At 30.8% G+C, this 23,977-nt stretch carries 26 protein-coding genes; 10 read left to right on the top strand and 16 right to left on the bottom strand.

Annotated features, from left to right (window positions below):
- Window positions 1-124 precede the first annotated feature (124 nt).
- Window positions 125-2,125 carry a minichromosome maintenance protein MCM gene (locus tag PUD86_00875; GenBank protein ID MDD6775839.1) on the bottom strand — a complete coding sequence of 667 codons (2,001 nt, stop codon included), beginning with the start codon at window positions 2,123-2,125 and terminating at the stop codon, window positions 125-127.
- Between the two features lie 129 nt (window positions 2,126-2,254).
- On the opposite strand from PUD86_00875, the gene PUD86_00870 reads away from it, so the two are divergent.
- The gene (locus PUD86_00870; protein MDD6775838.1) at window positions 2,255-2,674 is read left to right on the top strand and encodes a hypothetical protein; all 420 of its coding nucleotides are present in this window, start codon (window positions 2,255-2,257) and stop codon (window positions 2,672-2,674) included.
- Here the strand turns inward: PUD86_00870 and PUD86_00865 are convergent.
- A complete protein-coding gene (locus PUD86_00865) occupies window positions 2,671-3,309 on the bottom strand; it encodes an SAM-dependent methyltransferase (GenBank protein ID MDD6775837.1) in 639 nt (212 codons plus the stop codon). The two genes, PUD86_00870 and PUD86_00865, sit on opposite strands and share 4 nt — an antisense overlap.
- A gap of 1 nt (window position 3,310) precedes the next feature.
- Window positions 3,311-3,844, bottom strand: a complete 534-nt coding sequence (locus PUD86_00860) for a metallophosphoesterase (protein ID MDD6775836.1) — start codon at window positions 3,842-3,844, stop codon at window positions 3,311-3,313.
- A gap of 288 nt (window positions 3,845-4,132) precedes the next feature.
- Between PUD86_00860 and PUD86_00855 the strand changes: the two genes are divergently transcribed.
- Window positions 4,133-5,224, top strand: coding sequence for a formate--phosphoribosylaminoimidazolecarboxamide ligase (locus PUD86_00855; protein MDD6775835.1), 1,092 nt, complete (start codon window positions 4,133-4,135; stop codon window positions 5,222-5,224).
- A 15-nt stretch (window positions 5,225-5,239) separates the two neighbouring features.
- On the opposite strand, the gene PUD86_00850 is transcribed toward PUD86_00855, so the two are convergent.
- Genes PUD86_00850 through PUD86_00835 form a run of 4 tightly spaced genes read right to left on the bottom strand, consistent with a single transcriptional unit; the run spans window position 5,240 to window position 9,196 of the window.
- A complete protein-coding gene (locus PUD86_00850) occupies window positions 5,240-5,719 on the bottom strand; it encodes a hypothetical protein (GenBank protein ID MDD6775834.1) in 480 nt (159 codons plus the stop codon).
- An 18-nt stretch (window positions 5,720-5,737) separates the two neighbouring features.
- On the bottom strand, window positions 5,738-6,106 hold the full coding sequence (locus PUD86_00845; protein ID MDD6775833.1) for a DUF5518 domain-containing protein: 369 nt from the start codon (window positions 6,104-6,106) through the stop codon (window positions 5,738-5,740).
- Window positions 6,107-6,128: 22 nt separating this feature from the next.
- A complete protein-coding gene (locus PUD86_00840; protein MDD6775832.1) occupies window positions 6,129-6,590 on the bottom strand; it encodes a flavodoxin in 462 nt (153 codons plus the stop codon).
- 8 nt (window positions 6,591-6,598) lie between these two features.
- Window positions 6,599-9,196 (bottom strand): ATP-dependent helicase, encoded by a 2,598-nt coding sequence (locus PUD86_00835; protein ID MDD6775831.1) that lies wholly within the window; start codon window positions 9,194-9,196, stop codon window positions 6,599-6,601.
- Between the two features lie 106 nt (window positions 9,197-9,302).
- Here PUD86_00835 and PUD86_00830 point away from each other — a divergent pair, with 106 nt between their 5' ends.
- Window positions 9,303-10,151 (top strand): HEAT repeat domain-containing protein, encoded by an 849-nt coding sequence (locus tag PUD86_00830; GenBank protein ID MDD6775830.1) that lies wholly within the window; start codon window positions 9,303-9,305, stop codon window positions 10,149-10,151.
- On the opposite strand, the gene PUD86_00825 is transcribed toward PUD86_00830, so the two are convergent.
- Both PUD86_00825 and PUD86_00820 read right to left on the bottom strand, forming a co-directional pair.
- Complete coding sequence (locus PUD86_00825; protein MDD6775829.1) at window positions 10,152-10,979, bottom strand: carbon-nitrogen hydrolase family protein; 828 nt, start codon at window positions 10,977-10,979, stop codon at window positions 10,152-10,154.
- A gap of 42 nt (window positions 10,980-11,021) precedes the next feature.
- Window positions 11,022-11,726 (bottom strand): zinc ribbon domain-containing protein, encoded by a 705-nt coding sequence (locus PUD86_00820; protein MDD6775828.1) that lies wholly within the window; start codon window positions 11,724-11,726, stop codon window positions 11,022-11,024.
- Between the two features lie 92 nt (window positions 11,727-11,818).
- Between PUD86_00820 and PUD86_00815 the strand changes: the two genes are divergently transcribed.
- Window positions 11,819-12,298, top strand: coding sequence for a hypothetical protein (locus tag PUD86_00815; GenBank protein ID MDD6775827.1), 480 nt, complete (start codon window positions 11,819-11,821; stop codon window positions 12,296-12,298).
- On the opposite strand, the gene nucS is transcribed toward PUD86_00815, so the two are convergent.
- Window positions 12,295-13,077 carry an endonuclease NucS gene (gene nucS, locus PUD86_00810; GenBank protein ID MDD6775826.1) on the bottom strand — a complete coding sequence of 261 codons (783 nt, stop codon included), beginning with the start codon at window positions 13,075-13,077 and terminating at the stop codon, window positions 12,295-12,297. The genes PUD86_00815 and nucS overlap by 4 nt on opposite strands.
- Before the next feature lie 159 nt (window positions 13,078-13,236).
- Here nucS and PUD86_00805 point away from each other — a divergent pair, with 159 nt between their 5' ends.
- Both PUD86_00805 and PUD86_00800 read left to right on the top strand, forming a co-directional pair.
- Window positions 13,237-14,154 carry an alpha/beta fold hydrolase gene (locus PUD86_00805; GenBank protein ID MDD6775825.1) on the top strand — a complete coding sequence of 306 codons (918 nt, stop codon included), beginning with the start codon at window positions 13,237-13,239 and terminating at the stop codon, window positions 14,152-14,154.
- Window positions 14,144-14,431, top strand: a complete 288-nt coding sequence (locus PUD86_00800; GenBank protein MDD6775824.1) for a hypothetical protein — start codon at window positions 14,144-14,146, stop codon at window positions 14,429-14,431. The genes PUD86_00805 and PUD86_00800 overlap by 11 nt, the downstream gene beginning before the upstream one ends.
- Window positions 14,432-14,466: 35 nt before the next feature.
- On the opposite strand, the gene nadA is transcribed toward PUD86_00800, so the two are convergent.
- The 3 genes from nadA to rnz are packed head-to-tail and all read right to left on the bottom strand — an operon-like array spanning window position 14,467 to window position 17,032.
- Window positions 14,467-15,384, bottom strand: coding sequence for a quinolinate synthase NadA (gene nadA, locus PUD86_00795; GenBank protein MDD6775823.1), 918 nt, complete (start codon window positions 15,382-15,384; stop codon window positions 14,467-14,469).
- Entirely contained in the window at window positions 15,377-16,129 is a 753-nt protein-coding gene (locus PUD86_00790) for a mechanosensitive ion channel (protein MDD6775822.1), read from the bottom strand. Before PUD86_00790 ends, nadA begins: the two co-directional genes overlap by 8 nt.
- A gap of 9 nt (window positions 16,130-16,138) precedes the next feature.
- Window positions 16,139-17,032: a ribonuclease Z gene (rnz, locus tag PUD86_00785; protein ID MDD6775821.1), complete on the bottom strand. Its 894-nt coding sequence runs from the start codon at window positions 17,030-17,032 to the stop codon at window positions 16,139-16,141.
- 68 nt (window positions 17,033-17,100) lie between these two features.
- Here rnz and nadC point away from each other — a divergent pair, with 68 nt between their 5' ends.
- Complete coding sequence (gene nadC, locus PUD86_00780; GenBank protein MDD6775820.1) at window positions 17,101-17,934, top strand: carboxylating nicotinate-nucleotide diphosphorylase; 834 nt, start codon at window positions 17,101-17,103, stop codon at window positions 17,932-17,934.
- On the opposite strand, the gene PUD86_00775 is transcribed toward nadC, so the two are convergent.
- The gene (locus PUD86_00775) at window positions 17,923-19,443 is read right to left on the bottom strand and encodes a DEAD/DEAH box helicase (protein MDD6775819.1); all 1,521 of its coding nucleotides are present in this window, start codon (window positions 19,441-19,443) and stop codon (window positions 17,923-17,925) included. The genes nadC and PUD86_00775 overlap by 12 nt on opposite strands.
- 125 nt (window positions 19,444-19,568) lie before the next feature.
- On the opposite strand from PUD86_00775, the gene PUD86_00770 reads away from it, so the two are divergent.
- On the top strand, window positions 19,569-19,847 hold the full coding sequence (locus tag PUD86_00770) for a hypothetical protein (protein MDD6775818.1): 279 nt from the start codon (window positions 19,569-19,571) through the stop codon (window positions 19,845-19,847).
- 137 nt (window positions 19,848-19,984) lie between these two features.
- Complete coding sequence (locus PUD86_00765) at window positions 19,985-21,265, top strand: ATP-grasp domain-containing protein (protein ID MDD6775817.1); 1,281 nt, start codon at window positions 19,985-19,987, stop codon at window positions 21,263-21,265.
- On the opposite strand, the gene PUD86_00760 is transcribed toward PUD86_00765, so the two are convergent.
- Window positions 21,266-22,513 (bottom strand): MFS transporter, encoded by a 1,248-nt coding sequence (locus tag PUD86_00760; protein ID MDD6775816.1) that lies wholly within the window; start codon window positions 22,511-22,513, stop codon window positions 21,266-21,268.
- Complete coding sequence (locus PUD86_00755) at window positions 22,434-22,649, bottom strand: hypothetical protein (protein MDD6775815.1); 216 nt, start codon at window positions 22,647-22,649, stop codon at window positions 22,434-22,436. Before PUD86_00755 ends, PUD86_00760 begins: the two co-directional genes overlap by 80 nt.
- Before the next feature lie 244 nt (window positions 22,650-22,893).
- On the opposite strand from PUD86_00755, the gene carA reads away from it, so the two are divergent.
- On the top strand, window positions 22,894-23,976 hold the full coding sequence (gene carA / locus PUD86_00750; protein MDD6775814.1) for a glutamine-hydrolyzing carbamoyl-phosphate synthase small subunit: 1,083 nt from the start codon (window positions 22,894-22,896) through the stop codon (window positions 23,974-23,976).
- Window position 23,977: the final 1 nt, after the last annotated feature.

Here is a 23,977-nt window from a genome sequence, read left to right as displayed (position 1 = left end):
AATTAGTATAAGTATAATATATTAAATTTTATTTTAATCATTTATTAATGTATTGTTAATTTTATATAGCATTAACATTTTACATTAAAAATTTTATTTTAATAAAAAAATAATGGGGAGGCAATTAAGCCTCTTTATAGTATCCTGGTGTTGGTTCGTAAATAACTCCTTTTTGACGTAAGTTTTTAATAATTTGTTCTGTTTTATCTTCACTTACTCCGTATTTATCACTCATATTGGATAAAATAACGTTTAAAGGAGCTTCTCCGTTGTATTCTTCTTCAAGTTGTTTTATTTCTTCAGTAACCAACTTTATCTTGTCTCTGTCAGATTTTGGTGTTCCACCACTGACAATATCAGAATCAATTTCTCCAGTTTCAGGATCCACACCAACCTCTTTAAGACATGCCATTTGTAATCTAACTGCTTTTTCAGCGTCTTCTCTTTCAACAGTTTCTTTAAGTTTAATCTTAGCACTAGCTTCTGATAAACGAATAATAGCTTCTAATTGTCTTGCTGTGATTGGAACTGCTCCTTGTTCTTCAGGATTACTGTTTCTTGTACTTACATAGAACTCTTTTAAAACATTATTTGCATCTTCAGTTAATCTTGGATTAACGTTTTTACGAGCATATGCGATGTATTTTCTAAGTAATTCAGGTTCAATTTCATAATCAACAGTATTGAACTGGTGAGTTTTCAAAATATGCTCTGCTAATTCTGAATCCTTTTCTCTGCTTGGTTTATCTTCAATTACAAAAATCAAATCGAAACGAGAAATAATCGGTGCTGGCAAGTCAATTTGCTCTGCAAGTATTTTGTATCTGTCAAATCTTCCAAATTTAGGGTTTGCAGCTGCAAGTACAGAACATCTGGAGTTTAAAGTTGCCATAATTCCTGCTTTTGCAATACTTACAGTTTGTTGTTCTAAAGCTTCGTGAAGCGCGGATCTGTCTTCAGATCTCATTTTATCGAGCTCGTCAACACAAACATTACCTTGGTCCCCAAGTACTAATGCACCTGCTTCAAGAGACCATCCACCAAGTTCATCTCTTACTGCAGCAGCAGTTAAACCTGCACCTGTTGTACCTTTACCACTTGTATAAATACTTCTAGGAGCTAATCTTGATACATATTTCAATATCTGGGACTTACCAATACCTGGGTCCCCTACTATGAGAATGTGGATATCTCCTCTTAGCTTTGTTTCGTCTTCAAGCTGTTTTGATGCTCCTCCAAATAACTGCAATGCAATAGCTTCTTTTACATCTCTGTATCCTTTAATGGAAGGTGCAGTTGATTTGATGATTTTTTCGTAAATATGAGGGTCTTTTGATAATTCAAGAATTTCTTCTTCATCCTCTTCTGAGAGGTGTAATTCTTCAAATTCCTGTTCAAGAGCTTCAATATGATTTACATAAATATAATTTTTAAATTTACCACTTCTTTCTTCTCTGAAGGTTTTTAATGTTCCAGTAATTCTTACTTTATCTCCTGGATTTAATTTATCTACTAAATCGTCTTCTAAAATCATTAGCATCTGTTTAGGTTCAGTTCCTCCAGACAAGTTTTCCAATGGTTCTTGCATTCTTGCAGTTTGAGTATCAACGTATTTTGATTCTTCCTGAAGCAATCTAAATGATCTTCCACCACATTCACTACATAATGATGGTTCAATAATGTGGTTTGCAGAAGTCTGTTCTACTTCATGTAGTCTCATACATCCTCTACATTCAAATACTCCAGTTTCGATACGTGGTCTGATTTCATCAGTTTTTCTTACAATTCCGTCTGCTGCAACAAATGTTCCAATATATTTACTTAAAAGTGTTTTTAATGGAATAATGTTACTTAAATGTTCAAAACGGATATTTAAATCTGCATCTTTAACAAGAGGGTCAATATTTTTGATAGCAATTTTAGCAGAGTTTATGACTTCTTCTGGTTTTTCAATCAATAAATCCGCTAAATCAGGATCAAATATCTCTAATGTGGTGTAATCTACATTAAGTGTTCTTTCGTCAGGATACTTTTCAAGAATACTGAATACGTCATCCTTATATAATGTAGCAAAAAACTCTTCGAATTTTGCAATTGATGTTTGTGATTTAGTAGTTGAATTCATTATCTTATTATTATTTTTTTCATAGTTAAAAAAAATTTTGTTCAAATTATTCTTTGTAATAAAAATTATATACTAATATAGATATAGTATATACGAATATTTTTTTCATTGATATTATGTGATGGTAATATGAGAAAATCAAGATTAAGTTTATTTAAATCCACATCCATGATGATTTCAGTTGTTGGAATTATAATGATTATCTCAACAATTATTGTTGTGGGATATGTGGGATACAGTATGGTTTCATCAAGCATTACAAATGAAATATCATCTGGAACACAATATGACGAGCTCGCAGACCTTAAAGCAGAATATAGTAACTTGTCTGTCCAGTTTGACAATATCAAGTCCACTTATTATGCTGGTGATGCAGGTGATGTGAAAGTTTATAATGATGCTAAACTTGAACTATCTCGTGCCAATTCGGCAATTGAGAATGTTCAGAGTGCTTTAGATGCTGGTAAACCATCAAATGATGTTGACAGCAGAATAGTTTTTGCTAAAGAAAAACTTAAAGCTGCTCAAAATGCATATAATTCTCTTTAATTTTTTCTTTTTTTCCTATTTCTTTTATTTGGCATATATTCTAAGCCAACAACGTACATTTCAGAACTTTTTTTACGTGATGATGCTGGTTTTGTTGTTCTTACGTGTCTGAATTTACCTTTAAGTGAATCTAACATATTTTTATATTCAGGACCCTGGAATACTTTCATTACAAGATTTCCTTTTTCTTCTAATATGTTTTCAGCAATTTCAATAACTACATTAACCAAATCAATTGATCTAAGTTGGTCAATGTTTTTAATACCACAAAGTGAAGGGGATGCATCAGACATTACTACTTTTGCCTTACCTCCAATGAGGCTCATAATCTTTTCTTGAACTTCTGGTGTTGTAAAGTCTCCTCTAATTCCATAATAGTTTTCTTCATGGAATTTTTTAAATCTGTTTAAATCAACACCAACAACGATTCCTTCTTCTCCAACTTTTTCAAGAGCAACCTGAGACCATCCTCCTGGTGCTGCACCAAGGTCTACTACGGTATTTCCTTCTTTTATGATTTTATACTTTTTATCAAGTTGTTTGAGTTTATATGATGCTCTTGAGCGGTATTCTTCTTTTTTAGCTTTTTTATAATATGGGTCATTGTGTTTTTCCATTTGCCATCTGCTTCCCATTTTAATCCCTCTTATATTTGTCAAAGTCAAGTGCACTGCATACTGGTGCACCAATTTTTACTAATTCTACGTCAACTTCTTTTTTATCAATTTTAAGTAACATTACAGTTCTATCTGCAAGTCTTGGTACAATTGGACTGCCTGGATTTAAAAGCAAAACTCCTTCGACTTGTTCTATTTTTGGCTGGTGTGAATGTCCGGATACTAAAATATCTGCTTCTAATTGTCTTGCAAGATATAATAATTGTTGTGTGTCTGCTCTTGGATAAACTTCTCCGTGAACCAAACCAATTCTTAAATCTTCTGCTTGGATAACTCTTGCTTTTGGAAGATCAATTCCATTTACTCTATCCATATTTCCCTGGATTGCCATAACTGGGGCTATTTTTTCTAATTCTTCTATAACTGATAGTGAAGTTAAATCTCCAGCATGTAATATTAAATCGACATCTTTAAATGCTTCTTTTACTTTTTGAGGTATTTCTCTTGCTCTGTCCGGAATATGGGTATCTGAAATTAAACCAATTAATATCATCTTTACAATCCTTTTTTTCTATATGTTAAATATATCTTTAATCAACTATTATAATGTTATTGGGCTTGCTTTTATAAAAAATGTTGTGTTGGTTTTATAATGAAGTATTGGCTATGTTTTTAATTTATAATTTTTAATATCTGTGGGCTTAAAATGGTAATTGAAGAAAATTCATTAATTTTAATTGGTATAACAATGAAAAGTTTTGAAAGTTCATTGATTAATAAAAAACATTATAAATTCAGTTAAATATATATTATATTATCATCTTTTTTTGGAGAAGATAAAATGGGAAATGTTAAAAAGGAAGATATTTTGGACATCTTGGATAAATATGACAAAAGCGACATTACAATCGCTACTCTTGGAAGTCATACTTCTTTACATATTTTACAAGGTGCAAAAGAAGAAGGTTTTAGAACTGCTATTGTCTGTGAAAAAGGGCGTGAAATTCCTTATCAAAGATTCGGAGTTGCAGATGAATACATTATCGTTGATAAATTCAAAGATATTGTAAATGAAGATGTTCAACAAAAACTCAGAGATATGAATGCTATTGTGATTCCTCATGGATCTTTTGTTGCATATGCTGGTTTAGATAATGTTGAAGACAAGTTCAATGTTCCTATGTTTGGAAATAGGGATATTCTTAGATGGGAAGCTGAAAGGGATAAAGAAAGACAATTATTAGTTGAAGGTGGCGTAAGAATACCTTTAAAATATGATAGTCCTTCTGAAATTGACAGACCAGTAATGGTTAAATTCCCTGGTGCAAGAGGTGGAAGAGGTTACTTTGTTGCTTCATCTACTGAAGAATTCGAATCAAAAATTGAAGCTATGAAAGCACGTGGATGGTTAGAAGACAGTGATGTTGAATCTGCTCACATTGAAGAGTATGTTTCAGGTTGTAATTACTGTATTCACTATTTCTACTCTGCTTTAGATGATACTGTTGAATTAATGGGTATGGATACAAGATATGAATCCAGTATTGATGGTTTTGTAAGAATGCCTGCAAAAGATCAATTAGATATTGATTTAAGCCCATCTTATGTTGTTACCGGTAACCACCCTGCTGTAATTCGTGAATCATTACTTCCACAAGTATTTGATATGGCTGATAAATTAACAGAAAGTGCTAAAAAATTAGCTGCTCCTGGTTTAAACGGTCCTTTCTGTATGCAAACTTTAGTAAACGATAATTTAGAAGTAATTTGTTTTGAAATTAGTGCAAGAACTGATGGTGGAACAAATACCTTTATGGACGGCTCTCCTTACTCATACTTAACTTACGGAAAACCAATGAGTATGGGTAGAAGAATTGCTGTAGAAATTAAAAATGCTATAGAAAGAGAAGAATTAGAAAAAATAATAACATAAATAGTTATTATTTTTTTATTTTTTTAAAATTTTATTTAAAAACCCTGTTTTTTGAGTTGTTTTTTCTGCTGCTTGTTGTTTAGCTTTGCTTTTCTTTTCACGGGTTTTGTTTTTACCGATTTTTTGCTTTTTTTCGTATTCTTCAAGTGCTTTAATACGGTCTCTTTTAGCCCATCCACCAACAAAACCGACAAATGCTCCAACTGCTAGAACAATAAGCAATACTGTGATTATTCCAGTTTCAGTTGTGAAGAATCCTTCTTTAAATGTTCCTAAATATCCTTGTAAAGCTAATACTGCGGTAGGAGTTGCAGAAAGTGTACCCATTGCGGTACCTGTCTTGATATCGTTTTGTCCGTATCCTGCATATAAAAATCCTGCAGCTGCAAATGGATAGAACCAATCCCATTGTGTGTATCCAAATATAATGAATGCAGCAGATATTGCTGCTCCAAAAACTAATGCTTTTTTATTTATGCCTGAAAACATATTCATTGTTTTATCTCCAAAAAATTATTCTTTAGAAGCCATTAATCCTCCTAATGCTCCTGTTATGCCCATTACAATTGCATAATAAATTAAATAGCTAATTACTACAAATAAACTTGTAATTCCGGATATGGTAAAACCAGTTAATCCTGCAAAAATGCCGAATAAGCTTCCACCTATGGTTGAAATGAAAACAAATAATATTGCACTGATTATTGTTCCTAATGCACCTGCAACAGCTGCATTCCACAGCCCACCAATTGCTCCGTCACGTGCAAGGTAACCTGTGATGAATCCAACAAATAATAATCCTATAAATTCATAATGAGCAAAAAATGATTTAACTATTACAGCTAATATGAAACCTATAAAAACTGCTTTCCATTTAGTCATAATATCACCTTCTATATAATAATTATTGGATTTCTTGAATAAAAGTGTTTATTTTTTCATCTGGGTTTAAAATATCTTCGGAAGTTAAAAACATTGTTGAAATTTGTTCTTTACCAGTAACTTTTGAGATATTTTCTAATGTCTTTTCAAATCCGCTGTTCATACAGGTACAAAATGAAGCAACATTTTTGATATCCTTTTCGTATTTTTTTAAATAGGTATAAACTGGGGTTGCAATATTTGAAGCCCAAACAGGTGTTCCAATAATGATTAAATCATAGTCTGCAGGATTTTTTGAAATTGGGTTGATTTTACTTGTTCTACCCATTGAAGCATTCATTCCGCCTTTCATAAATCCTATTTTTCCAGCATATTTGTCATTGTCTGTAATTTCTTCAATATCGCAGTTTATTTCTTTTTGAATCATTTCAGCTATTTTTTTAGTTACGTTTGTTCTTGAGTAGTAAACTAACAATGTTTTCATAATATCACCTAATAAATGTCTTTTAATTTATCTTTAATTTGATCTAAGATTGCTTTGTGCATTCTTTTTGTAAATTCAGCTTTATCATTTTGATTTAATACATCCAAGTATCCCTGGGAAACTAAATTAAATGCAAATGGACTTGGAATTACAGTATTTATGGTTTTTATTTCCATCTCACCACTGTCAATCATATTAATTACTTTTTTGGCATTTTTAATATCCATATAATCTTCAAGTACTTCTCTTCTTGCTTCTTTAAGAATTGAGAAATTATCATCCATGTCCTGAACGAATTTAAGTAAGATTTTTCCTCTTACTTGCTGGCGTCCAACAGATTTGGATTCTCCTTTATATCTTCTTAAAGTCATAAGGGACCTTCCAGCACAATGTCTAAATCTTGATGCAAGAGTTTCAGTTTTATTTAATGAATTTGTCAAGATGGTTTCAAAATTCTCAGGGGTTAATTGTTTAAATGACTCTAATCCTCCAATTTTACCATCTGAACTTAAATAAAATCCATTGTCAGTAACTGAAATTGTTACATTTGTATTGTAGTTTTTTGCAACAACATATGCCACTGCACGTGAAAGTGCATCATTTACTTTTCTTCCAAATAGTGAGTGGAATATTACAAAATTCCTTCCTCCAAATCCTTTGTAGTATTCAATTAGTAAAATACGGTTACTTGGTATTTTAGCGTATTTGTACTGCTCAACAAAGTATTCATAAATGGAATTTGCAGCAAAATCATCAACATACAGATAATCAAATATAAACTCCATTATCTCTTCTTTCCTTCTTCTGTATTCAAATTTGCTCTCCATATGTGATCTAAACCTTTGAATATCCATTGCTAAATCAAAGGATAATGGAAGTTGTTGTGAAAACCATGAAGGTATTGTTGGAGGTCCGCTTGCTGGAGTTACATTGATGGTCATTCCTTTTCCGTAGTTGAATCTGAAGGTTCTACCTCCAAGTACAAAGGTATCTCCTTTTTTTAATCTCTCCATAAAGCTTTCTTCGATTTTTCCAACTGTTTCACCATCACATTTAACAAGAACACCTGAACTGTCAGGGATTGTTCCAATATTTGTTGAATAAATCATTCTAGCTAGTTTTCCACGTTTTCCAAATGTGTTTTTCTCATAATCTATCCAGATTTTAGCATAGACGTATCTTTCTTCAAGTTCAGGATATTCTCCTGCCATATAACTTAATACGTCTTCATAATCCTCTCTGGATAAGTCTTTATAGCAATAGCTTTTTTTAATTACATCATAAGCATAATCAATATCCCATGGATTTTCAATTCCCATTCCATAGATATGCTGTGCTAAAACATCTAAACAGTTTGTTGGGATGTTTATTTTGTCAATTTTACCTTCTTTTGCATTTTTAAGTAAAACTGAGCATTCAACTAAATCGTCACGGTCAGTTACAATGATTTTACCTTTTGATTTCTCATGTAACTTGTGCCCACTTCTTCCAATTCTTTGAAGAGCTCTTGCAACAGATTTAGGTGAATTTATCAAAACAACCAAATCAATATATCCAATATCAATTCCAAGCTCAAGAGAGGTTGAAGAAAACACTGCTTTTAGTTTTCCTTCTTTTAATTTACTTTCTGTTTCCAGACGAACCTCTTTTGAAAGTGATGAATGGTGAGCCATTATATTTGAGTCATTATAATTCATTGGATACATTTTTTTGAGATTATAAACAAAACGCTCTGTTCCACTACGTGTATTTGTAAATATGAGTGTTGTTTTATTTTCCTGAATCAAATCGTCCAACAAATCATACATTCCAAGACGAGTATCCTCATCATCGGCTATTACAATATCACTTACAGGACACATTACTTCCATATCAAGCTCTTTTAGATAGTTAATATTAACAATCTTACAGTTTCGCTCAACACCATATTCGTATCCTACAAGAAACTTGGCAACTTCTTCAAGAGGACTAACTGTTGCTGATAGGCCAATTCTTGTAAAATGACCAATTAAATGCTGTAATCTTTCTAAGGATAAGCTTAAATGAACTCCACGCTTATTTTCAGCAAGAGAATGTATCTCATCAATAATTACATATTTAACTCCACTAAGTTTTTCTCTAAACTTCGGTGCAACAAGAAGAATAGATAAAGTTTCAGGAGTTGTAATTAAAATGTGAGGTGGTTTTTTAAGCATTTTTTGTCTTTGATATTGAGTAGTGTCTCCTGTTCTGACAGCTTTTCTAATTCCCAATTCTTTTCCAGCTATCTTTTCAATTCCTTTTAAAGGTTCTTCGAGGTTCTTTTCAATATCATTGTCCAGTGCTTTAAGTGGGGATATATAAATACAATATACTTTATCTTCAAGTTCATATTTTTGTGCAAGTTCTGTTAACTCACTAATAACAGATAAAAAAGCAGTTAAAGTCTTTCCAGATCCTGTTGGTGAAGAAATAAGTATGTTGTTTTTTTTATGAATCTCTACAATGGACTTTTTTTGTGCAGGTGTAAAGTCTTCAAATTGTGAGTCAAACCATTCCTGTACCCAAGGATGCAAAGTCTTGAAAATCTGCTTTTTAGAATAGCTTTTAGTTTGCTCTTCAATCATTGTAATTACACCTCAAATTTTTTAAATAATATTTACTTTTTAATTTTTATACTATTTAATTGTATTTTCAAAAGAATTTATATTTATTAAAATCCAAACTATAACTATGACTAATTTAAATTTTGATGATGCTATTTCTAACTTATCAAGTGAAGATGTAAAAGTTAGAAAAGAAGCTATAGAATCATTAGTTGGAATTACTGATGAATCAGCTATTGAACCATTAATTAAGGCTACTACTGATGATAATGCGCAAGTCAGATTTAAAGCGGCTGAAATTTTAGGTAATATGGGTGAATTAGCTGTTGACAAATTAATCGATGAATTTACTAATGCTCAAGGTAAAAATAAAAGATTTTTAGCTTTTGCACTCAAAGAAACTGAAAATGATAAGGTTGTTCCTTACTTTGTTGAATCAACTGATGATGAAGATTTTGGAGTTAGAAAAGTTGCTGTACGTGCTTTAGGTGAACTTCAAGCTGTTGATAATCTTGATTCAATTGAAAAATGTCTCAGTGATGAAGATTGGGGTGTTAGATTAGCTGCTATTCAGGCATTAGGTGATCTTGCAACTGATGAAGCAATTAAATTAATCAAAGATGCTAGAAAATCTGAAGAAGATAAAGATTTCAAAAAGTCATGTAATAAAGCTATTAAAAAAGCAGAAAAAAGACAAAAAGCAAAAGCATCTGGAAAAACTATTGTAAAAGTCATTCCAATGAGTACTATTAAAGAAATGGAAAAGACCAATGTACAAAAAGCTATTAAAGAATACGAAAGATATGTGGAAGCAAAACAAGCAAAAGATGCTCCATATAAACGTTTATGTATCTTATATAGAAAAGCTAATGACTATGACAACGAAGTTAGAGTAATTGAAACTGCTATTGAAGTATTTGCTGACAATGATAAAAAATTATCTTACTTCGAGAAAAGATTAGCTAAATTAAAATAGTTATTTTTCAATAACTTCGTAGAGATTATCTCTTTTGTTTTTTAAAAGAGGTAACTCGTCTCTTATTTTTTTTATTTCATCTAAATCAATTTCTGAAATGATTAAACTCTCTTTTTCATCGCCTTGAGCTATTATGTCTCCCCAAGGATTTGTAATGATTGAATGGCCGTAGCTGTGATAGCTTGCATCTTTGTTAAGTGCAGGTGCAACACCAACACAAAAAACCTGATTGTCAAGAGCTCTCATACGAAATAGTAATTCCCAGTGTGCAGGGCCTGTTGTCATATTAAAAGCACCTGGATAAATCAATATATCTGCTTCATTTTTAGCTAAAATACGAGCATATTCCGGAAAACGAATATCATAACATATTCCAATACCTACTTTTCCAAATTCAGTATCAGCTATTGTAAAATCATCGCCTGCACTTAACACGTCTGATTCTTTGAATGTTATTTTTCCAGAAATATCAATGTCAAAAAGATGCATTTTGCGATGTTTTGCTATGATATTTCCCTGTTTGTCAAAAAGATAACTGGTATTATACAATTTATCATTATCAATTTCAGGAATTGATCCTGCAAGAATATAAACCTGATTTTTCTTAGCCAAATTAGAAATTTCATAAAGTGTATTGCTAGTTTGTTCTTCTTCACCATATTCAATAAATTTCTCATTAGAATACGGACAATTAAACATTTCGGGTAGTATTATAAAATCAGCATTTTTTGATACACTTTTTTCAATCATCAAACTTGCAGTTTTGATGTTTTCCTCTTTATTGTCAACTACATTCATTTGACATAAAGCAAGTTTAATTCTTGTCATTTTAACACTTAAAAATAGAAAAAAAGTATGATAAAATCATACTTAAAGGATTTTTGAGGAATTTATAGCTCCATTAATGTCATCAGATGTAATGGAATTAACAGAATCTCCAATAACTCTGAATACATATAATTTACCATCACTAAACATTGAAACATATCTTGTGTAGTCACCATCAGCATTTTCAAAGATGATGTTTGATGCATTTCTCTCATCTATGGTTATTGTCTCAAGAAGAGTTACAGACGCACCTACACCTTGACCATGTGTAATTCTGTTTTGATTTATTTCTTTTAGGGATGATGCACTAGTTGTGACATTATAATATTCAATAGTTACATTACCTGATTTGAAAAATACAGCATCAGGGTGTTCTTCATCAGTTGCGTTTATTTTTTGCCAAGTAGCAGGATATGTGAATGAGAATGAATCTGATTCATATGTTTGAGTAGCACTACTTGTAACTGTTGATGAAGTATTACTTGACCCAGTTAAAAAGATTCCACAAACAACAATTAAAGTTATAATTAATATTGCTCCAATAATAAGTTTCTTTTCTTTTACAATTTCAAGAATACTTTCTTCATCGGAAGGTTTTTCTTTTTTAGGTTCTTTCTTAGGTTCCTTTTTGAATATATCTTCTCCCTTAGGCACAATGCTTTTTGATTTAGGGAATTTATATCCACAATTTCCACAAACTGGAGCTCCATCATAACTTGGATTTCCACATTCAGGACATTTTTTCACAGTTTAACCTCCATTGATAGTTACTTTTATTATTAACACTATTTATAATAATCTATTTATTATTATAAAAAGATATTTATGATTGTGATAGAATGGTTAATGAAGAAATGATTAATATTGATGACATAAATTATGCTATTTATAAAATTGGAGAATGGAAAAACGATTATGAAATCAATCAGATTGGTTTATCCAGTGAAATTCCAGTTACTAAAAATACATTACGTCATGTGAAACTTTCTATGGTTGAAATCAGAGCTGCTAGATTCGAATTGTCTGGTGAAATGGTTAATGGATTTGTAGCTATTGCTTCTCAGTTAAATCCTAAGGCTAAAGCAATGGAATTGAATGATTTAATTGCTCTTGAAGAAAAAGAATATCAAAATATTTTAGAAGAACTTGACAATTTGGAATTATTGGATGATGATGGATCTATTCCTTTGGATGGTGAAGATTATCTTATTTACAAATTAGAAAAAGATTGTCATGTGACTAAATCTGTTCCTGCTAATTTGTATACAATAAATTATTATAACAACGAATTGAAAAAAATTGAAAAAGCATTGGACTAAAATGCATCCAATGTTACTTTTTTATCTCTTTTTAACTCACGAGGGGGTTCAATAGATACAAATTCTATGCCTTCTTCCTCAAGTAGTTCTAATGCATCATCCATAATTGATGGTGCTACAAGAAGTCCTCTAATTTGCTTTTTTTGAGCTTTACACTCTTTTAGATAATCATTTTCAGTATTTTCTAAATCCTGGAGATATCTTCTAAGCTGTTTTACAGCAGTAACTCCTGCTTTACGAGCTTTTAATTCAAGAACCATTAAGTTATTGTCCTTGTCTTTTCCTAAAATATCAATAAATCCGTGTTCTACACTGTACTCACGAGTAGTTGGGCTAAAACCTTCTTCAACAAGATGTGGTTTTTCCATTATCATATCACTCATGTCTTTTTCATATCCTGCCTGTTCAAGCTCTTCATAATCTTCAATATTTGCATAAGTGATAAATTGGATTTTTCTAACTTCCACAGTCAATAGCTCTTTTGGAGTTCTTCTGTGACTTTCTAAAAATAAATTATCATTTTTAATGTAACTTCTTGTTCTTGATTTTGGTGGTTGCCAGTTTACAGGTTCAACTTTCTTTTCCTGGTGGATTAAGAATGCTCCATCTGGTTTAATTAGGATTATACGTTCTCCCCAGTTGAGTTCACTTAAAGCTCTTCCTTCATAACTCACTTTACAGCAAGCAAAGATTGTTATTGTTGCTTTTTTACGTAAAGCTTCCTGAACTAAATCATATCCATCTTTGCAACTAGGTTTTTCTAAAATTTTATATTTCATCACAATAACATTGTTTAGTTTAATTTAAATAATTTGTTTTTTAAACAATTATTTAGTTTAAGTTGAAGCGGAGGAATTATAATTTACGATGAAGATTACTTTATTTCAAAAAATGAATATTTTACTTTAGATTCCTTTGAATTTGAAAACGGTAAAGTATTGAATAATGTTGATGTTGAATATATGACATTTGGAACTCCTATATATGATGATAATGGAGCTATTAAAAATGCAATTGTTTATTGTCATGGATCATTAGGTAATTATGCATCAGTTAAAAAACTTGCACCATTTCTAGGCAAAAACGATGCATTTGATGAAAATAAGTATTTTTTCATTTGTATTTCAGCATTAGGTTCTCCAGGGTCCTGTTCACCTTCAACTACTGATTTAAAAAATAAATTTCCAAAATATTCAATAAATGATGTTGTAAACTTTCAAAAGAAGTTTTTATCTGAAAAATTCAACATTGAACATGTCTTAGGGATGATTGGAAACTCAATGGGAGGATTTGTATCATTAACTTCAGCTATTAACTTCCCTGACTATGCTGATTTTATCATATGTGGTGTTAGTAGCTACAAAGTTGCAGGGCATGATTTTATTCTCTCAAAATTCGTAAATGAAATCATAGAATCTGACCCAGATTACAATCGTGGAGAACTTTCATATTCTTTAATTAGGACATTAAGAATTGCATGTCTTGCTGAATTTAACTTTGGATTATCAAAAGAAGCTTTAAGAGACATGTCCAAAGTAGAGTTAAGTGAAGAATTTGAGAATTTTGGAAATGAAAGTATTGAAACTGACATTTTTGATTTGAAATACTGCAATGAAGCCTGTATGTATTTTGATGTGGAAGATGATTTGGATAAAATCAAATCTAAAACATTAATTATCGCATGTCATCAAGATCCACATTTCCCACCAGAACTTGATGCTATTCCAATGTCAGAAATGATTGAAGATTCTCAGCTAATTATTATGGATTCTAAACTAGGACATTTATGCTTTAATGAACTTGATACATTATCAGAACAATTAAAAGAATTTATGGGTGGTTTTGATGATAGTTAATATCTCTGATTATGGTGATGATGGCAACTCCAAGTTTGTGGAATATACTGTCTCAGGACTTTTAGATTCTCAAATGAACTATCTTATGGAAAAATTAGATGAAGAAACATCAATTGTTGATGGTGATTTGATTATTAAAATGTATTTTGAAGATAGATTGTATCCATTTCAAAGTGATGTTGCAAAAATACGTTTAGATGATTTCATTGCCCGTGAAGAAATAGAAATGGGAATGTTTATATCAAGTTTTTTAGATGATGCTAAATGCTGTTATTAAAAAAAGTAATATAAAAGCTAATTTATAGCTTTTATTTATTTTGATACATCGAGCATGTGCTGTACAGCTTTTCTGGATTTTTCAGCAACATCCTCAGGTAATGTAACTTGTGGAGCTTCATTCACAAGTGAATCTCTTATTTTTTCAAGTGTGTGAAGTTTCATTGTTTCACAGATTGCTCCTTCAAGTAATGGGTATAATTTTTTACCTGGAACTTCGGAATTGATTCTTGTAATCATGTCAATTTCAGTTCCGATTACAAATTCTTCTTTGTCACTTTCTGCAATGTATTTTAACATTCCACCAGTTGACATTACTTTGTCACATGCTTTTTGAACTTTAATATCACATTCTGGGTGGCAGATTATCTCTGCATTAGGATATTGTTCTCTTTTAAGTTCAACATCTTCAATGTGGAATAATCTGTGTACATAACAGTGTCCATCTTTAGGTACTGGGATGATTTCTTTATCGATTTTATCAGCCACGTGTGTTCCTAAGTTTTTATCAGGACCAAATAATATTTTATCGTGAGGTAAGCTTTGTGCAACTTTAACTGCATTAGCTGAGGTACATAAAGTATCTGCATGTTGTTTAGATTCTGCAATACTGTTTACATAAAGAATAACTCCAGCATCAGGGTGTTCTTCTTTTGCTTTTAAGAGTACATCTTCTGGTAACATATGTGCCATTGGACATTCTGCTTCAAGAGTTGGGATAATAATTTTTTTATCAGGATTTAAGATAAATGCGGTTTCTGCCATGAAATCTACACCACAGAAAATTACCATGTCTTTATCATCGATTTCAGAAGCTTTAATACATAATTCTAATGAATCTCCAAGAAAATCAGCTATTTCTTGAACTTCTTTTGGTTGGTAATTGTGTGCAAGGATTATTGCATTTTTTTCTTCTTTTAATTTTAAGATTTCTTTTTGAAGGGAGTTACTCATTTTTTTCACCCATTTTTGTAAATTTTCTAATTTCGTTAGTGATTATTAATTTATATTTATCTTTATTATTTAATTCTTTTACCCAAAATGATACTTTAAGTTGACTTTCTTCAAATGTAATTCCTTTTGAGTAAACTGCTGGTTTTGGATCTTTTAAAATTTCATCATAGCTACTTATTATATTGATAATGTACTCTTTAAATTCCACAACATCATTGTCCAATGATAATCCAGTATTAATATCGACCCTATACTTTTCAGGTTTTTTGAAAAGTAAATAGGGGAAGTTTGTCAATGTGGAGTTCGGAATAATTTCTTTTACTCCATTATCATCAGTAATAATGGTTGATCTAAGTGTTACTCTTTCAACAACTCCTTTTTTATTTTTAATTTCAATTGTATCTCCAACTCTAATACTTCTTCCGATAATTAATATGATTCCGGAAAACAGATTTGAAATAATGTCTTTTGCTGCAAAACTCAAAGCAATACCTGCAATTCCTAAACTTAACAATGTTCCTGCAAGATTTATTCCAAATAACTGCAATATGATCATTAATGAAACAAAGTAGATGAAATAATTTATAATATCTCTTATAAGATAAATTGCAGCTTTATTCTCAAAGCGATGCATTCTGTTCATTATAAATGCAATAAACTTTGTAAGAATTGATGTTGCAAGTATAATGATTAGAATATAGAGTAATGTAAGTGTAGGACTGTCAAGTAGTAAATCAATATTCATATTATCATCTTAAATTTCAATTGTCATAAAGTCTTTAGCTAATTTTGTATTTTCAAAGATTTCCTCAGCCTGTTTTAGCAAATCATCAAATGTTGTGTATCTTGTACTGAAATGTGTTAAGATTAATTGTTTGGAATTACTTTGAAGGGCTATTCTTGCTGCATCAGATGATGTGGAATGTGAATTTTCCTCTGCTTTGTCTGCATCTTCGTTTACATATGTGGATTCATGAATAAGTACTGTTGAATCTTTTGCAAACTCAATCATTTCTTCACAAGGTGCAGTATCTCCAGAATAGGTTATTTTTTCACCTTTTCTTGCAGGTCCAAGTACCTGTTCTGGTTTTATGATTTTCCCGTCAACTTCAACTTCTTCTCCATTGTGAAGTCTTCCAAAAGCAGGTCCGACAGGAATGCCTAACTCAATAGCTTTTTCACGAAGGAATCTCGGTTTTTTAAGCTCTTCAATGGAATATGCTAAACTTGGAACTTTGTGTTTAACGTTTTGTGATTTTATGATATATTCTTCACAGCTCTCAATGGTTTGTGTGCCAATTTCAATAAATTCGATTGGAAAATCAATTTTACAGTATCCTAAGTTAAATATTGCATTTTTTAAATCATTTATTCCTTTAGGTCCGTAAATTGTTAATTTTGTTTCCCTTCCTCTAAAATTCATGGATTGTAAAAGTCCTGGAAGGCCTAAAATGTGATCTCCGTGATAATGGCTAAGAAATATCTTGGATATTTTCATAGGGCTTACTTTAGCAAAAATTAATTGTTTTTGTGTTCCTTCACCACAATCAAACAACATAGTCTCACCAAATGCTTTTAAAATAATTGCAGGATGGTTTCTATTGTGAGTATGTACTGCGGATGAGGTTCCTAAAAATATAATTTCCATATAATCACTTATTTTTATATTATAAAAATATTATATATTATTTATAATAATTAAATTTTGGTGATTTTTTGGATAAGATTATTGAATATATGCTTGAAGAAGACAAAGGATTTGGGGATGTAACCTCTGAATCTGTTGTTGATAAGGATTTGGATGTTAATGCATATATTATTTCTAAAGATGAAGGTATTTTAGCAGGAATGAATCTTGTTAAAGAATTATTTGAAGAGTATGGAGTTGAAGTTGTATCATATGTGGAAGATGGTGCTGCAATTTCAAAAAAAGATTTATTAATGTCTCTTAGGGGTAATGCAAGGACAATATTGCTTCTTGAAAGAACTGCACTTAATTTATCAATGAGAATGAGTGGTGTAGCTAGTGCTGCTAATCATTATTCTTCTTTAGTTAAAGATTATGGTGTAAAAATTGCTGGAACCCGTAAAACTTCTCCTGCTTTAGCTAAATTTGATAAATATGCTCTAAAAGTTGGTGGGGTAGATACTCACCGTTTTAGTTTAGATGACATGGTTTTAATTAAGGATAATCATATTGCAGTTTGCGATTCTCCATTGGATGCTCTTTTAAAAGCTAAAGCTAATGTCAGTTTTTCTAAAAAAATCGAAATTGAAGTTGAAACATTGTCTGATGCTATTGAATGTGTTGAAAACAAAGCTGATATTGTAATGCTTGATAATATGTCTGGTGAAGAAGTTAAAGAGGTAATTAGTGAACTTGAAAACTTGGGAATTCGCGAAAACTCTTTAATTGAAGTCTCCGGTGGTATTACTGAAGAAAATATCTTGGATTATGTTGAGTATGGTGTTGACATTATTTCAATTGGAGCTTTGACTCATTCATCTAGAAGTTTAAATTTCAGCTTAAAAATGGAGTTAGATTCTTAAGGATAATTTTTCCTTAAGTTCTTCATCACTCATTTCGGTAATGAAAGTTTCATCATTACTAATAGCTTTTTTTGCTAAATCTATTTTATTTTTACTCATTTCATCAATTACTTCTTCTAATGTTCCTTTTGTGATGAAACGATATACCATTACATCTTTTTTCTGGCCAATACGATGGACTCTGTCTGTTGCTTGGTTTTCAATTGCAGGATTCCACCATAAATCATAGTGGATTACATTTTGAGCAGCAGTCAGGTTCAATCCGACACCACCTGTTTTAAGTGTTGCAACTAAGATCTTGTGGTCTTCATCTTCCTGGAATGTTGAAATCACATTTGCTCTTTTTTCCTGTGTAAGTGAGCCGTGTAAAAATAAAACATCTGTTTTTAGCTTTTTAGAAACTAATTTCTGTATGATTTCACCCATTTTTGCATATTGGGTAAAAATTATAACTTTTTCATCAACATCTAAAATATTTTCCAAAATTGTAATTAACAATTCCATTTTTCCTGATTCAGAAATTTTAGGATTACCTGAGCGTAAATATTGGGCTGGGTGGTTACATACCTGTTTTAATCCAGTAATAATATTTAAAATAATTCCTTTTCTTTCAATTCCTGTTTTTCCATCTAATTCTTCAAAAATTCCTTCCATTATTGCATTATACAATTTTATCTGCTTTTTTGTTAAAGAACAGTAAATATCATTTACAATTTTGTCTGGAAGCTCATGTTTGATATTATCATCACTTTTAAGACGTCTTAATACAAATGGTTTGGTTATTGTTTTAAACTTCTCAAGAGTAGATTCTTCTTCTAATCTCTCAATTCTATAAACAAATTTTGTTTTAAAGTTATCAAGACTGGATAAGTATCCTTTGTTTACAAAATCAAATATTGACCAGTAATCAGTTAGTTTATTTTCAATTGGTGTTCCTGTTAGAGCAATTTTATTGGTTGCTTCTACACTTTTAATAGCTTTAGTTTGTTGTGTATTTGGATTTTTAATGTTTTGCGCTTCATCAATAACACAAATAAACCATTCTTTGTCTAAAAACATGTCTAAATCAAGTCTGACTACTCCATATGATGTTAAAATAATGTCATAGTCTTCAAAAGGAAATGTTCTGTTTGAACCATGGTATATGTAATAGGAAAGTGTTGGTGTAAACTTTTTAATCTCATTTTCCCAGTTTGGTATCAATGTAGGTGGCACAATAATTAATGCAGGTTCATTATCAAAGGGATTTTCCTCTTTAAAATGAAGAATGGTTGTTAAAACCTGAATTGTTTTTCCAAGCCCCATATCATCAGCTAATATGCATCCAAAATGGTGTTTAATGTTTTGAACTAACCAGGAATAGCCTATTTTTTGGTAGGGTCTTAATTCTCCGGTTAATTCTTTTGGAGTTTCATAAACTTTTGTATCTTTTATGAGTTTTTTGAATTTGGAGTATTCTTTGGTATTCTGCATATGCTTTTTGATTATTTCTTCAGATTTTTCGTCCATGGTTTTGTTCTCGTTATAAATTTGATATGTTTAATAATCTGTTTATCATTTATAAATTCATTATCTTTTTAATAAAATTTACGTATACCTAAATTTTAAATATGGGTTCGCACATAATTATTATCATGACTAAACGAAATATAATTATTGTAAATTGTGGTTCTACTTCAATTAATTTTGTTGAGGATGTAGTTAACCGTGGTTACAATCCTATTTTTTTAGATACTCGTCCTATTGACTCTGAAGATGGCCAAAAATTTGGTGAGCTTGTTTTTACATCTCATGCTCACATTAAAAATGTTGAATTAATTCATGAACAGGAATCTTACGAGGATACTCTTGAATTGGTTAGGCAATATGATCCTCTTTTAATTTTACCTGGTACTGAAAAGGGGTTGTTTTAGCAACGAGACTGGCTTACGATTTAAATTTAAAAGGTAACTCTATTGAAAATATTGATGCAATGACTCTAAAAAATGAAATGCAAAATAGAATACGTGAACGGGGACTTCGTTCAATTAGATGAAAAGTTGTTTCATCTATTGATGAGGCAATTGAATTTTATGATGCTGAAGGACTAAAAGAAGTAGTTTTAAAGCCAACATCCAGTGCAGGGTCTGTTGGTGTACATATTTGTTCAAATAAGCAGGAAATGATTAGTGATTTGGAAGATTCATTTTCTAAAACAAATCTTTATGGTGAAGCTTTAAGTGAAATGCTTGTTCAGGAGTGCATTGTTGGTGATGAATATATTGTAAATACTGTTTCATGTGAAGGTATGCATCGTGTAACCTTAGTTTGGAAATATAATAAAATAAAAACTGCTGAGGGTGCTATAATTTATGATACTTGTGAAACTGTAAATGAATTAAATATTGCCGAAGCAGAGATGATTGAATATGCATATGATGTTGCAGATGCAATGGGAATTCAATATGGTCCTGTTCACGGTGAATATATGATTGATGAAAATGGTCCAGTACTAATTGAAGTTAACTGTCGTCCATGTGGTGGTGGGATGACTGCAGAATTTTTAGACAAGATTGCAGGTCATCATGAAACTGATTGTATTTTGGATGCTTATTTAAAACCTGATCACTTCAAAGAAAAATTAAAACAGAAATATCAGTTATATGCTTATGGTGCAGTAAAATTCTTCATTGTACCAGATGAAATTGCAGCTATTGCATCTCCAATGTCAAACATCAGTGTCAAATTAAGAAGTCATGTAAAGACAAAAATGGTTGATGTTAATGAAACTGATATGAAGGTATTTCCTAAAACCAAAGATCTATTTGGTTCCTGTGGTACTGTATTTTTGGCTCACAAGGATTATGACGTAATACAAAACAATATTGATTATCTAAGAAATGTTGAAAAACATGCATTTCCATTAGTTTTAAGTGAAAAAAATCCTATTAACAAGGGAGATTTGCAAAATGACTTGGATAATCTTAAGGAATTAATAAAATCTAATTCCAAATATGGTACTGGATTATTGGTAAGTGATAAATTTGTTGATGGATGTGGTATATTGCAGCTTCATCCTGATGAGATTTCACCAGTAGTATCCGGATTCGATTATATAATTTTGAATTTGAATGACATTATGTTTGAATATAAAATTGATGATATTGTAAAAATATTATTGAACTGTTTTGAAAACGTAAAAACAGGTGGAGTCATAATTATTCCAAAATCCTCATATCAACTATTTAATGGTGGAAGAAGAGGTGTTGAAGCACTAATTAAGTTATTAGACTTAAAAATTGAACTTCCTCCGTATCATATAAAAGATACTATTGTAGCATCTAAAAGATAGCTACAATTCTTTTTTAATTTTATTTTCTGATTTTATTCCAATTATTGAAACTATTGCTCCAACTATACATGCTAAAGCACAGATTACACAAATTGTCTGTGAAGATTGGACAATCATTTGAGCATATTTTGAAGACAACTCTAAATTTCCCATAATCCATGAAAATACAAGTGTTATAAGGGATAAACTCATTGTCTGACCAACAGATCTCATTGTAATTAAAGCTCCTGTTGCATCAGTAATATTGTCTTTTGAAACAGATCCGATAATTGCATTCATATTTGGACTTGAGAATAATCCCATTCCTAATGCCTGTAATATCATAGCAATTATAATTATATGCAATGATGTATTTGCATTTACTAATGATAATAGTATAAATGCGAAAATGCTTATTGTCATTCCAATTAATGCAATTTTTTGAGGATGATATTTGTCAGAAAGTCTTCCTGCGTTAATTGCTGTAATTGACATTATAATTGGACTTATTATTAATATTAAACCTGCTGTTTCAGGGTCCCATCCTTTAATATATTGAAAATGGTAATTTAGAATGGTGGTTACAACTGTAACTGCAAAATAACCGCAAAATCCAGCTATATTGTAGGAAGTAAATGATCTATTTTTAAATATTTTTACATTAAATACAGGATATTTTTGTCTTAATTCGTATATTGCAAAGACAATTAGGAAAATTAAACCAATTATAAGACATATTTTACCAATTGGTGTTACTAAATCGGAAAATCCGTAAATGAATAAAAATGTTCCAATCATATACAAAATAGAACCTTTTTTGTCAATTTTTATTTTTTCATCAACTTTCCATTCACTGTCTAATTTGAAAATCATTAACAGTATACATAATACCAAAAAAGGTATTGTGATGTAAAACATTGATTTCCATCCGAAATTTTCGACTAAAAACCCGCAGATTACTGGTGCTGCTGAGGTACCAACATAAACTCCTGTTGCTGTAATTCCAAGAGCTTTTCCACGACTTTCTTCTTTAATTCCAAGTGCAATAATTGCTAGTTCACTAACATTTGAAAAAGCTACTCCAATTCCCTGTATTGCTCTAAATAATAGGAATGTTTCTGGAGAAGTTGCTAAAAGAATTCCAATAAATCCAATTAGCTTTATTGTACATCCTATAATCAGTGTCTTTTTAAAACCAATTTTTCCAGCTAATTGTCCTGCCGGAACGGTTAGTATGATTGCTGCAAATACAAAATTGTTGGAATCCAATTTTCAATTCATTATTCATTCCAAATTCTCTTGCAATGTCTGGAACTCCAATAATAACTCCATTTATAACAAAAACACCAACAATTGATGAAATAAATGATATTAAAACAATATATTTCTCAAGTTTACTTTGCATAATTATTTCCTACAAATTTTAATTAACAACTATCTTTTAGAGTTTTTATCATTTAAAGTTTAGGTTCTACAAAATTTTTCCAGGTTATTTTTTATTCAAATTTTGGTGTTAATGGCATTGACATGTTGAAAATAATTATTTTTTTAAAATCAATTTTTTTACAAAAAACAAACCTTAATAATATAGTAAAATAATATATATTAAAGATAGAAAGTAATTTTATATTTTTTTATATGGTGATTTAATGGTAAAAATAGCTAAATTAGCTTTAGAAGATGGTACTGTTTTAAAAGGTGATGCATTTGGTTATGAGACCACTAAATTAGGAGAACTCGTTTTCTCTACTGGTATGGGTGGTTATACCGAATCATTGACTGATCCGTCTTTTAAAGGAGAAATCTTAATGTCTACTTACCCATTAGAAGGAAATCATGGTGTAAGTGAGAAGTGGTATCAATCAGATAAAATTCAAGTTGAAGGTTTTGTTTGCCGTGACGTTTGCCGTGAAGTTTCTAACTTCGGACCTCAAAAAACTTTGGATGACTTCTTAAAAGAATTTAAGACTCCGGGAATCAGTGGAATTGATACACGTGATTTAACTCTTAAAATTCGTGAAAGAGGTTCTCTTAAAGCAGCAATCACAACTGAAGATATTTCTGATGATAAATTAATTGAAATGGCACGTTCTCAACCACGTATTGAAGACATCGACGTTGTTCCATTAGTATCTACAAAAGAAATCAAAACTTTCAATGAAGATGCTGATAAAAAAGTGGCATTAATTGATTGTGGTGTTAAAAAGAATATTATCAACTCATTTTTGGAAAGAGATATTGGTGTAGTCTTATTCCCATATGATGTTGACTATAAAACTGTTTTAGATTATTCTCCTAACGGTTTAATGATTACTTCTGGTCCTGGAAACCCTGATAGGGTATCTGAAACTATTGAAACCATGAAAAAATTATCAAACAGATTGCCTGTCTTTGGTATTTGTATGGGTCAACAATTAATCGCTAAATCTTTTGGAGCAAAATCATATAAAATGAAATTTGGTCACAGAGGTGAAAATCAACCTGTTAAAGATTTAAATACTGGAAAAGTATTTATTACCTCACAAAACCATGGATTTACCATTGATAAAGAATCATTAAAAGAAACTGATTTAGTTTTAACCCAAATTAATTTAAATGATGGCACTCCTGAAGGTATTTCACACAAAGAATTGCCATTACATTGTATACAGTACCACCCTGAAGCAGGACCTGGTCCAAACGATACAAGAAATGTTTTTGACAAATTTAATCAAATGATGGATGAATACTAAA

This window comes from Methanobacteriaceae archaeon (assembly GCA_029219465.1).
Lineage (GTDB): Archaea > Methanobacteriota > Methanobacteria > Methanobacteriales > Methanobacteriaceae > Methanocatella.
This window is presented reverse-complemented; position numbering and strand designations above follow the sequence as displayed.